Raw genomic sequence first — 12,212 nt, 5'->3', positions numbered from 1 at the left:
AATTTAATACAAATAAAAAAGCAAAGTAATTTAGAAATTACTTTGCTTTTTGTTTTAATAAATTTCTCTCTCTTTTTTGTCCTTCTCGGCACATGTACAAAAGTGGACATTCAAAACATTTAGGATTTCTCGCTAAACAATGATAACGTCCAAAGAAGATAAGTTGATGGTGCGCTTTACTCCATCTATTTTCTGGGATTTTTCTCATCAATGTTTCTTCGACTTGGTTTACATTATCTTTCCAACGTGCGATTCCTAGTCGTTTTGAAACGCGTTCAACGTGTGTATCGACAGCGATTCTTGGAGTGTCAAACGCGACACTTAATACGACGTTAGCTGTCTTTCGACCGACTCCTGCGAGTGTTATGAGTTCTTCGTAAGTCGTCGGTACTTCTCCATTAAATTTATCGATTAAATCTCTACATAACTTTTGTATGTTTTTTGCTTTCGTACGGTATAGTCCAATTGATTTGATATCGTTCTCTAGTTCTTCTAGTGGAACGCTTAAATAGTCTTCAGGTGTCTTATATTTTTGAAATAACGTATCTGTCACTTTATTTACAGATACGTCTGTTGCTTGAGCAGATAATAATACTGCAATTGTCAGTTCAAAATCATTTGTATAATTTAGCTCTGCTTCCGCATCTGGAAACATCTCATGGATAATATCGAGTGCTTCCATCGTCTTTACTTTACTCAGCACGACTAAATATCTCCTTTTAACCAATTTTTAAACGGAATAACCGGTTCATTGTTTGATTCTTTTTTTATACTATTCAGTATTTTTTCGACATAACTTAATGATGTAATATCATTTTTATAGGCAATATCAACGCCTTCCTTGATTTGATCTACAGAATATCCATCATCTCTTAACCACGCCGTCATACGTTCATACTCACTCGGCCCGAGCGTTCGTCCATATAGCTTTTCAATATATTGAAATAGATCACTCACATCATTTTTTGTATAAGTATGGGTAGCTTTATTTGTTATGATATTTTCAAGTTTTTTATACAGCGGATTAAAATCGTAACTTTCTACGTGTTTTCCACTAACCACTTTATTATTAATTCCAATAAATTGATTAGCAATTAAATGTTGTATTAACTTTGATAGTTCTTCACGAGTAAAAGTTGAACCGTCAATAATATCATCAAATGTAACTTCTGTTAGACCGTCATTACTATAACTCATTAGACGGATTAAAAGCATCGTCATCTTTTCATCGAGCCCAATAGTTGCATAGTGATCGATTAAAATTTTATTGACAGGAATATTTATATATTTAATATATTCATCCATCCTACTCTCTCCTAGTCGCTAACAATAAAGAGATATTAGCAACTAATATCTCTTTACATCGATTATTTGTTTAAATATTTGTTAACAAAAGTTTGAATACGTTCTATCGCTTCAGAAAACTTTTCTTCACTTAATGCATAACTGAAACGTAAGTTTGACGGTATACCAAATGCAGATCCTGGTACGAGTGCTACGTACTGTTCTTTCAGTAGCTGTTCAGTGAACTGATCTACACTTTCGAAATTACATTTTTCAACGAGTTCACTCACATCAGGGAATAAGTAAAACGCTCCATTTGGTTTTGCACATTTTATATACGGAAGCTTTTGAAGTTGACTATATGCGTGATCTCTTCTTTTCTTAAATGTTTCATTATATTCTTTTAAGTATGAATTATCTAACTCATAAGCTTTTAATGCTGCGTACTGCGCAGGTGTTGTAACGTTTGAGACAGATTGACTTTGAAGTTTAGACATCGCTTTGATTAATTCTTTGTCACCACAAGCAAAGCCGATTCTCCATCCCGTCATTGCATATGATTTACTAACACCATTAACGACAATTGTATTTTGTTTCATCTTTTCACTCATTTGAGCGATTGAGTAATGCGCGCCTTCATAAACGAGCACTTCGTAGATTTCATCTGAAACGATAATAATATCTGTTTCATCTAAGTAATCTGCAAGTCTTTGAAGCTCTTCTTTACTGTAAACTGCACCAGTAGGATTGTTCGGTGAATTTAATACGAGAGCTTTTGTTTTATCTGTCACGTACTGATCTAATATTTCAGGTGTAAGTTTATAGTCTGTTTCACTTGTCGTTTCAGCAATTACCGGTACACCTTCTGCAAATTTTACTTGATCACCATAAGATACCCAGTACGGAGAAGGAATAATTACCTCATCTCCCGGGTTTAAAATCGCAAAGAATATATTAAATAATACTTGCTTTGCACCTGCACCGACAAAAATTTCATCGACTGAGTAATCCAAGTTATTATCACGTTTCATTTTGTCTTTTATTGCTTCACGTAGTGGCAAAATACCAGGTGTTGCAGAGTATTTTGTTTGCCCATTTAACGCTGCTTCATGTGCTGCTTCTATTACTTTTTTTGGAGTGTTAAAATCTGGTTCTCCGGCAGATAAACTGATGACGTCATTTCCTTCTTCTTTTAGGCGACGTCCTAAATTTGTTATCGCTATTGTCGGACTTGGCTGTAAGAGGTCCATTCTATTTGAAATTTGCACTTTGTTTCCTCCTAAAAATCATATTAATATAATTATAATCTAGATAACATCTCAATGAAAGCGGTCCTATCACCGTGTATAAGACTTTTCTCATTAAAGTACTTTAAAAATGCATTACGATACGGTTTCTCGAGCAATCGCTCATCAAATAGCACAACACGGCCACGGTCAGAATCATCTCTTTTAATGCGCCCAACAATTTGTCTAAACATAAATACTGCATCAGGCAGGTCGTGTTTATAAAAATGTCTAAAACCTTTACCTGTTGGTACTGGGAAAGGTAACTTAGTTAAAAAGATTGTACGATTGTTTAGATTTTCCAAATTAATTCCTTCAGTAAAACTTTCAGTTGCGAGTAATATACAATTTTGAAGTTGATTATACTGAAGTAATAATTTACTAGGTGTATCGTTTTTATTTTGTTTGATAATAGGAATATCAAACAGTTCACCGTCTAGTAAAAATTGATAGACTTCGTTTAGCAATTTATAATTCGTAAATAAAACGATTACTTTATCTTCTTTAATTGAATGATAAGTCGATAAATAATCGACTAAATCTTCAATATATGAATCTCTATCATTTAGGTCGTGAATATCGTTCGGTATAAATAGTTCTACTTCTTTAAACAAATTATCATTAGCAATTATTTTTGTATCAAATTCATCTAAAAACCACGGTTCTAGATGGTTAAATGATCCATTAACTTCTAATGTACCAGAAATTAAAACTTGTCCGTGTAGCCCTTTTAAATGATGAAATAGACGGTCTTTACTATTATTGTTAACGAGTAACGCTGTTTTTTGATAATTATTGTCTTGATGGATAGTATAATTATCTAACGTTAAACTCTTTTGCATATCTTTTAATTTAAACTGGAAATGCTTTAAATAATTATAAAGAGATTCATAATTGTTCGTGTCGACAATCGATTTTAGAACGAAATCGATTAAGTAATTTGAGTGATTTAATTGTTGAATTGCTCGTTTTATTTCCTCGATACGTAATGATGAAAATACATCATCGATTGTTTTATTTAAATCTGTAAGCATACGTACAAGAAAGTCTTTTGCTCGAATATCATTATGTTCAAGATATTCTTTTAACATTTTATCTTTATTGTTTATACCGATTTGAGATAGTAAAAATTTAAGGTCCATATATTTATATTCTGTGATAGACTGACGCTCTACAGTATTTAACACTTGGTGTGCTTCATCGACAATTAAATACTTATTATCGAGTTCTGATAAGCACTCTTCAATAAAGTAATGATTTGTAATGCAAATACGGCTATTTTTTGCATGTTCCACTGCTCTATTATAAAAATAATTGTCATTAGAATTGATTTGAAAATGTGCAGTGTCATAGTAAAGTCGTTCTGGTCCTTTTAATGAAATCTCACCTAAATCACCGGTTATCGTCTCTGTTAACCAAACGAGCAATTTCATTTTTAACATGACAATTTCATAGTTATCATCTTTAAAACTTAAGAGCTTTAAAATGGTATCTATGTCGACGTAATTTGTTTTTCCTTTTAACATAGATACTGGTAATTCATTTAATTTAGACGACTCCAGAAGACGAATTAAACTTTGATAATACATTTGATCTTGTAAAATCTTCTTACTTGTAGAAATCAATACATGCTGTTTTGTCTCATTTGTATATACGATACTCGCGATTAGTATTGCTTCTGTTTTACCTAGTCCCGTATAAGCTTCTAGAGCAATATTTTTATTTTCTTTTAGTGCACTATAAATCGTATATATTAAATCGAGTTGATCTTGGCGATGCTTAAAGTTATTTTGATCTATAAAATTTTTATACAAGTCCTCTATTGTGATTTTGTGATTTGATTCAAAGTTAAATTTTGGATGTTGTATAGATAGTGACTGCACTGTATAATCCGCGTCTCTATGATTATTTTCACTTAGAGAAGCAAATAAAAGATCACTGACATTTGTTTCGAGATATTTTGAAATGTTATATAGACGTATTATCGTCTCTTTGTCGAGTTGATTAATTCGCTCTAAAATTTTAATAAATAGTTTTGCTGTTGCAAGTGCATCATCATAGGCACGATGTGCATGTTTTAAAGATAAATTAAGAGTCTCAGACAACATACCAAGTTGATAAGAGCTCAATGTAGGAAAAAATATTTTAGATAAATCGACTGTATCGAGTGTTAAGTGTGGTTGAAAATGAATACCTGTATTTTGGAATGCGACTTTTAAAAAATTAAGATCGAATTCAATATTATGTGCGATGAAACAACAGTTTTCTAGTAATTCGTATACTTCATTTGAAATATCGTTAAACTTCGGTGCTCCTTTAATATCCTCTAATGTAATAGAAGTTAATTCTGTTACAAAAGCTGGTATATCAGAAGCATCCGACAATAAAGTACTATATGAACTGATTACTTCGTTATTTTTTACAAATACAATGCTTAACTCGATGATATGATCTTTTAATGGATCATTACCTGTTGTTTCTAAATCCACAACAGCAAAACAACTGTCTAACATACTAAATCCCTACTCTTCTATATCTGCACTCAAAACTGATTTAATTTGACCGTCTCGGTCGATTACTTTCAGTATACCAAAATCATCTATATCTATCGCTGTAGCCTCGTACTGTTCTGAAGGTGTTGTGATGATAATTTCTTTACCTAATACGGTTGAATAACTGACATACGTATCTCTAATCATACTAAAATCATTTTTTAAAAATAAATCATAATACTTTTCTATATTTTGAAAGAGTGTTTTTACAAATGCTCCAACATCTATCTCTTCATCAGCAAAAGTTTCTAATGCAGCTTTCTTGCCTACTTCAGATGGTGAATTGAAAATATTTACACCAATACCACAAACGATAGTATCAAATTGACCGTCTGGGATCATCTCTGTTAAAAAACCACAAAGTTTTTTGCCTTCTACGTATATATCGTTCGGCCATTTTATACCAATCGGACGATTTATAAAGCGTTCAATTGTTTTTGTAATAGCGAGAGCAATAAATAAATTAAACTGCATAAGTTTGTCTCGATTTACATTTGGGCGAACGACAAACGTGCTATAAAACCCACAATTATCTGGTGATTCAAATTCTCTTTTAAATCTACCGACACCTTGTGTTTGATGTAGAGACGACACGACAAAAGAATTTTCAATTTCAAATAGTTTCTCTTTAGCTATTGTTTGTGTCGATGTCACGACATCTTCAAAAATGATATATTTAAAATATTTACTATTCTCTGCTGATTGTAAAACTGACTGTTTAATGATATTCATTGTGCACCCACTCTATAATTGCGTCAAAATCGTTTGGTAATGTTTCGAACAATATTTGGCGTTCAATTTCATCTAATAACTCTTTTAGCCATGGTCCACCACGTTTATTTAAAGAATTCATTAAATCGTTACCGTTCACTGCAAAATCTTTTTTACTTTGAATTGTTAATGATTCTTTCTTTTGAATTGCTTCTAATAGGTCATCTTCCATATTTATATTTAATGCAGAGTTATCACTTAAGATTTTTAACATATTTTTTAACAACATTGTGTCGTATTTATAGGCAACAATGACTGTTTCTAATTTGTTTTTTAAGTCATCGTATAATTGAATTGAAGTGTTTATATACTTTTTGTCTTCATTCGATAGTTTTAATTCATTTTTAAATGAGACACTATCATTGAATAATAACTGTATAATAATCTCATTATTTAATGTATGTACTACAGACTTTTTTAAATCATCTTTACCCACACGATTAAAAAATGGAATGTATTTATACATATCGCTTTCTATTAGTAATCTTTTAGACGCTTCTATATTTATACCCTTATATAGCTTTTTCAATTCTTGCACAATACGTTCTACCGATATATGTTGAACGTTAGAAACTAACTTTTTAATCGCATTATATGAATCTTCATTTAAATCAAATTGTAGTTGAGACATAAAGCGTAATGCACGTAACATTCTAAGTGCGTCTTCATTAAATCGTTCGTCTGGATTACCGACGGTGATAATTTCTTTATCCTCTATTGCGGATTGTCCGTCATAAGGGTCATACAGCTTAAAATGTTTGTCCATTGCGATTGCATTCATCGTAAAATCACGTCTTGCGAGATCTTCTTTTAACGATGTTGTAAATTCAACACTGTCCGGACGTCTAAAGTCTGAATACGTCGTTTCAGTACGGTACGTCGTCACTTCATAAGGTGTTTTGTTAATAACGACTACAATAGTCCCATGCTCAATACCAACATCTATCGTATGTTTAAATAATGCTTCAATTTGTTTCGGTAGCGCATTTGTCGTGATATCGATATCACCGACTGATTTACCCATACAATAGTCTCTAACTGATCCTCCAACATAATATGCTTCAAATCCGTTAGATTCTAATGTATCTAGAATAAATTGTCCTTCTTTAAATGCGTTCTTATTTGTCATCGTTATTGTCCTTAATAATCGATCTGTATAAGTCTTCATATTGAGCGACGATTTCTTTTTCTGAGAAACGACTTCTGACGTCTGTAATCATCGCTTCTCTCATCTCGTTATATAACGCTTCGTTTGTCATAAGCTCTACTGCATATTGAGCTGCATTTTCTTTATCCATCGGATCAACGATAAATCCTGTTTTTTCATGTTGAATCACTTCAACAATTCCTCCCGCATTTGAACCAATTGGAACACAGCCACAGTTCATAGCTTCAAGAAGTGCAAGACCAAAACTTTCTTTTAAACTCAGTAACATAAATAAGTCACTCATCTTATAAAATGACGTCATATCTGATTGTCGTCCGACGAGATGTACGTTATCACCAACACCTAATTCATGTGCCAAGTCATATACAACACTCATTTCTGGCCCATCCCCAACTAACACAAGATCACTTTTAACTGATTCTCTAACTAATTTAAAAGCTTCTACAATTGTCGTTATGTTTTTAATTTTTCTAAAGTTGGATGAATGAACAATGACTTTAGAGTCTTCATCAATACCAAGCTGCTGTTTCATACGACTTCTAACTACTTCAATATTGTCACGATTAAATCGTTTTTCATCGACAAAGTTATAAATTGTTTTAATCTCTTTATTAGGTTGAATCATTTCTTCTGTTTGCTTTTTTAAACTATAAGACACAGCCGTTGTAATATCAGATTTCTCGATACCAAAGCGAATCGCAGGCTCTAAACTTCTATCATGACCTAGTACTGTAATATCTGTACCGTGAAGTGTTGTTATAATGCCTACGTCACGTTTTGACATTTGATTTGCTAAAATACCTGCAACCGCATGAGGAATTGCATAATGCATATGTATACAATCTAATTGATGTACATCGATGACTTCAGCAATTTTCGATGCGAGTGTAATATCATATGGTCTATATTTAAAAACGTTATAATCATTAATTTCTACTGTATGGACATAAATGTTTGAGTAGTTTCCTGCGAGACGAAATGGAACACTTGATGATATAAAATGGATTTCATGACCGAGTTTCGCCATCTCAATTGCGAGTTCAGTCGCAACAATTCCACTTCCACCAACACTTGGATAACATGTTACTCCTATTTTCATTTAAATCCTCCTAACATACGTATTCTTTATAAGTATAATAAAGAATAGTTCTATTGTGAATTAAAAAAACTACTCAATAAATATTGAGTAGTTTAGTTATTACGTGCTATGAGTATTAAACGAACGAGCTCTGCGATAGCAGTTGCTGTTGCTGCTACGTATGTCATTGCTGCTGCACTTAATACTTTTTTAGCATGTCTGTATTCTTTTTCGTTAACGATATTTAAACGTTCTATTTGTTTCATCGCTCGATTTGATGCGTCGAACTCAACAGGTAATGTGACGATTTGGAATAATACAGCGAATGCAAATAGTCCAATACCACCCCATAATAGGTAAGTTCCAAGAGTCGGACCAGATGATTGCATACCAGCTGTTAAAACGATACCTGCCATAATCAAGAAGAAAGCAAAGTTACTTCCGAATTGTGCAAGAGGGAAAATCGCGGCTCTTAAATTTAAAAATTTGTAGCCAGTTGCGTGTTGAATCGCGTGCCCTACTTCGTGTGCTGCAACTGCTGTACCAGCAACTGATGGTTTGTCATAGTTATCTGGTGATAATACGACAACTTTTTTCCCTGGATCGTAGTGGTCTGTTAAATGGCCTTTGCCTCTTAGTACTTCTACGTCATAAATACCATTTTCTCTTAAAATTAACTCCGCAACTTCCTTACCAGTTAAACCACTCGTCGAACGTACTCTACTATACTTTCTAAACGTAGACGTAACATTCATTTGAGCGAGCATAGGTACGATTAATAGAATTGCGAAATAGATAATATACATTAACATAAAACAACTCTCCTATTCTCACTTTACATCATACTTTAATTATTAATTTAAAGTCAACGCATACGATTTATTGGAACTAACGTTTTAAGTAATATTAAAACGATAACCGTTAACCAAAACGATAAATAACCAATATGATCACTAAAGCGGTCTAATGACCCGTATTTTGGGTATTGCATATATACATAATCAATCACATCGTTGTGGAATAGCCAAAATGCTGTTACATAAAAATGCCACGGTTTTATCTCTAAATGTGGTAAAAATAAAAATGCTTGAAGTGCCATAATGCTATGAGAAAAAATAAGCATGACACCGACAGGTGTTATCATATTTATCTCTATAAAATATAAAAAGTTCATAATTACAGCCCAAACACCGTATTTGATTAATGTCGTAAAAGCTAATGCGTCGATGAGACCATATTTTTTATTAAATAAAATCGCTAGTATGACGATACATAAGAATAAAGTTGCAGTTGGACTATCAGGAACAAATGGATAAAAATACCATTCAGTAACGGATAATTGCCCTCGGTACCAGTAGTAACCATAAATGGTACCTAAAAAGTTAGATATAAATAACAAAATTAAAAATGTTCTATTATACATTAATTGATAAAGATAATGAATCATACATTCACCTATAAAAATACCCCCAATGCTTACTGCATCGAGGGTATGATTTAATTATTTTTCACCAGTGTTTTCAGCGTTCTTTTTATCTGTAAGTTCAAGGTTTGCTATGAATTTAGAGATTTCGTCAATCTCTTCTTCAGTAAGCGTATCTTTGAACGCTGGCATAGTTTGTGTACCGTTTTCTACGAAAGCTTTAACAGTTGCTTCGTCAAGCTCAGGAGTTACTAAGTCCGGACCTGATGCACCTGTTAATTCTCCTCCGTGACAACTTGTACAGTTCGTTCTAATTAATTCATTGAATACTGGATCTTCTGCATCTAAGTTAGAGAACACAATTTTACCTTGTTCAGATTGTTGCTCCCAATCGTGATATGCAACTGATTCCCATGTTGCATAGAAAATAATCGCTACAGAAACTACCATTAAGCTTGTTGCTACTGGACGTTTTTTCCAGTTTCTATGTTTAGAGTTATCTAACCAAGGCATTAATAGTAATGCACCCATTGCTAGACCAGGAATAATAATCGCACCAACTACGTTGAATGGACCTGAAGCATATGTGTACTTTAGAATCTGGTATAAGAATAAGAAATACCAGTCAGGTAATGGAATATAACCTGTGTCAGTTGCATCAGCCATTCTTTCAAGAGGTGCCGGGTCAGCAACGATTAAGCATAGGAAACCGACTAAGAATACCGCACCCGTTAACCACTCTTTTAATAAGAAGTCGGGATAGAACTCTTCTGTTCTACCAGGGAATTCTGAGTAGTCGCGATTTAATTTCGGCTTTTCGTAGCTTTGAACTCGTGAGTCTCCAACAAATTTAAGACCTTTACCGCGCTTCATTGATTTCTACCTCCCCTTAAATTAGGTCCTATAGTGGACCTGAAATTCCTTGTCTACGTATTAGGATAAAGTGTATCCCCATTAATACAAATAATGCCGCAGGTAGGAAGAATACGTGAATCGCAAAGAATCTTGTTAATGTTTGTGCTCCTACAATTTCAGCATCTCCTGCGAGTAATGTTTTAATCCATTCACCGATAAATGGAACTGATTCAGCAATATCTAAACCAACGTTAGTTGCGAATAATGCTTTCATATCCCATGGTAGTAAGTATCCTGTGAATGCTAATCCAAGCATAACCATGAAGAGTAGAACACCTACAACCCAGTTTAACTCACGTGGAGATTTATAAGCACCTGTAAAGAATACTCTTAGCGTATGTAAGAACATCATTACAACTACTAAACTTGCACCCCAGTGGTGCATACCGCGAACGATCATACCAGCCGCAACATCGTTCTGTAAGTAATATACAGAATTCCAAGCGTTAACGATGTCTGGTACGTAATACATTGTTAAAAACATACCGGATAGAACCTGAATTACTGTAATGAAGAAAGTTAATCCACCAAAACAGTAGACGAATGCTGAGAAGTGATAGGCAGGGTTAACGTGCTCAGGCACTTCGTGATCAGCGACGTCTCTCCATATCGGAGTGATATCAATTCTATCATCAATCCAATCGTAGATACGATTTAGCATAAAATCCCTCCTATTTTACTCAAACAAGCGTGTTCTCTTTTTTCTTACCAATTGTGATGTACCCATCTTTTTCTCCAACCTCGAACTCATCTAATGGTCCACGTGGAGGTGTTCCTGGTACGTTGTTACCATCTTTAGTGTACAGTCCGTTATGACAAGGACAGAAGAACATATCTGGGTTACCATCGTCTCCAGCCCACGTTACTGTACAACCTAAGTGTTTACACACTGGTGATAAACCGATGAGCTTATTACCATCTTTGTAGACCCATGCGAAGTTTGTAACTTCACTTTCGTACCAAGCATCTTGTTGAGTAAATGTGAAATCAACCTTTTGAGGTTCTTCTGTTATTTCACTTACTTTAACGCTCGTAACGATTTCGTCACCTTCAGCATCTGTCTGGAATAATGGATCTAAAGCGAATCTACCCATTGGTAGAATCATTCCGGCTGCCATAAAAGAACCGACACCCATTAATGAATAGTTTAGAAATTGGCGTCGAGTAACTTTATTTGACATTCCATTTCCCCCCTCAAACTTACAAACTTTTCTATATTAATAACTAAGACATATTAAGTTTATCCTATTAAATAAGCACGGTCAATAAGTCTTTTCATATTTTAGACAAACTTTTATTGATTCCAAAATTGAATAATTTGTTTTAATACATTTGTCATCTCATCTTTTACTAGAGATTGCATCACATCAGGCTCCATTGTTTCTAAAGGAATGCTATTTAGCTTAATGAGTTCTAAGTCGTTGATATCACGTGGATTCACAGTTAATACAACGACGTGTTTAAAGCCAAATTCCTTTAATTGAGCACCATAATCTGAGACGTGTGACACGTCGTTGTTAATTACAGAAAATAAGGGTGTGATAAGTAATCGACCTTTTAGTTGTTTCTCTAGCAAATAAATTACGTGTTGCATGAGTTCAATGTTATTTGCGTTCTCTTGTCTTCTATTTGTAATATCAATATCTATGACAGGTATAATCGCAGTGTCTACAAATTCAATTTCATCTTGTATAAGAGATAAGTCTTGATAATTATATAGCATTAAAATCCCTCT

The 12,212-nt window shown here is 33.6% G+C and carries 13 protein-coding genes; all 13 read right to left on the bottom strand.

What is annotated here, in order from left to right; translation table 11 throughout:
• Positions 1-37: 37 nt before the first annotated feature.
• The 13 genes from nth to CJ229_RS01990 all read right to left on the bottom strand — a co-directional run bounded on the left by nth (position 38) and on the right by CJ229_RS01990 (position 12,200).
• Positions 38-703: an endonuclease III gene (gene nth, locus CJ229_RS02050; protein WP_068128456.1), complete on the bottom strand. Its 666-nt coding sequence runs from the start codon at positions 701-703 to the stop codon at positions 38-40.
• A 2-nt stretch (positions 704-705) separates the two neighbouring features.
• Positions 706-1,305: a DnaD domain-containing protein gene (locus tag CJ229_RS02045; RefSeq protein WP_068128455.1), complete on the bottom strand. Its 600-nt coding sequence runs from the start codon at positions 1,303-1,305 to the stop codon at positions 706-708.
• Between the two features lie 62 nt (positions 1,306-1,367).
• On the bottom strand, positions 1,368-2,552 hold the full coding sequence (locus CJ229_RS02040) for a pyridoxal phosphate-dependent aminotransferase (protein ID WP_144265401.1): 1,185 nt from the start codon (positions 2,550-2,552) through the stop codon (positions 1,368-1,370).
• Positions 2,553-2,584: 32 nt separating this feature from the next.
• A complete protein-coding gene (locus tag CJ229_RS02035) occupies positions 2,585-5,083 on the bottom strand; it encodes an exonuclease domain-containing protein (RefSeq protein ID WP_317846607.1) in 2,499 nt (832 codons plus the stop codon).
• Positions 5,084-5,092: 9 nt separating this feature from the next.
• A complete protein-coding gene (locus tag CJ229_RS02030) occupies positions 5,093-5,854 on the bottom strand; it encodes a biotin--[acetyl-CoA-carboxylase] ligase (protein WP_068128451.1) in 762 nt (253 codons plus the stop codon).
• The gene (locus CJ229_RS02025; protein WP_317846606.1) at positions 5,841-7,022 is read right to left on the bottom strand and encodes a CCA tRNA nucleotidyltransferase; all 1,182 of its coding nucleotides are present in this window, start codon (positions 7,020-7,022) and stop codon (positions 5,841-5,843) included. Before CJ229_RS02025 ends, CJ229_RS02030 begins: the two co-directional genes overlap by 14 nt.
• Positions 7,012-8,160: an N-acetyl-alpha-D-glucosaminyl L-malate synthase BshA gene (gene bshA, locus CJ229_RS02020; RefSeq protein ID WP_102167308.1), complete on the bottom strand. Its 1,149-nt coding sequence runs from the start codon at positions 8,158-8,160 to the stop codon at positions 7,012-7,014. Before bshA ends, CJ229_RS02025 begins: the two co-directional genes overlap by 11 nt.
• 92 nt (positions 8,161-8,252) lie before the next feature.
• Positions 8,253-8,951 (bottom strand): zinc metallopeptidase, encoded by a 699-nt coding sequence (locus CJ229_RS02015; protein ID WP_068128442.1) that lies wholly within the window; start codon positions 8,949-8,951, stop codon positions 8,253-8,255.
• Positions 8,952-9,004: 53 nt separating this feature from the next.
• Positions 9,005-9,586: a DUF1405 domain-containing protein gene (locus CJ229_RS02010; RefSeq protein ID WP_070456530.1), complete on the bottom strand. Its 582-nt coding sequence runs from the start codon at positions 9,584-9,586 to the stop codon at positions 9,005-9,007.
• Between the two features lie 54 nt (positions 9,587-9,640).
• Positions 9,641-10,435 carry a menaquinol-cytochrome c reductase cytochrome b/c subunit gene (locus CJ229_RS02005; RefSeq protein WP_070456528.1) on the bottom strand — a complete coding sequence of 265 codons (795 nt, stop codon included), beginning with the start codon at positions 10,433-10,435 and terminating at the stop codon, positions 9,641-9,643.
• 28 nt (positions 10,436-10,463) lie between these two features.
• A complete protein-coding gene (gene qcrB, locus CJ229_RS02000) occupies positions 10,464-11,138 on the bottom strand; it encodes a menaquinol-cytochrome c reductase cytochrome b subunit (RefSeq protein ID WP_040928134.1) in 675 nt (224 codons plus the stop codon).
• Between the two features lie 19 nt (positions 11,139-11,157).
• Positions 11,158-11,658 (bottom strand): Rieske (2Fe-2S) protein, encoded by a 501-nt coding sequence (locus CJ229_RS01995; protein ID WP_068128436.1) that lies wholly within the window; start codon positions 11,656-11,658, stop codon positions 11,158-11,160.
• 113 nt (positions 11,659-11,771) lie between these two features.
• Complete coding sequence (locus CJ229_RS01990; protein ID WP_068128434.1) at positions 11,772-12,200, bottom strand: DUF2487 family protein; 429 nt, start codon at positions 12,198-12,200, stop codon at positions 11,772-11,774.
• Between the last annotated feature and the right edge of the window lie 12 nt (positions 12,201-12,212).

It is taken from the genome of Nosocomiicoccus massiliensis, assembly GCF_002871345.2.
GTDB classification, from domain to species: domain Bacteria; phylum Bacillota; class Bacilli; order Staphylococcales; family Salinicoccaceae; genus Nosocomiicoccus; species Nosocomiicoccus ampullae_A.
Note: the sequence above shows the minus strand (reverse complement) of the source record. Positions and strands in the feature narration are given on the sequence as shown.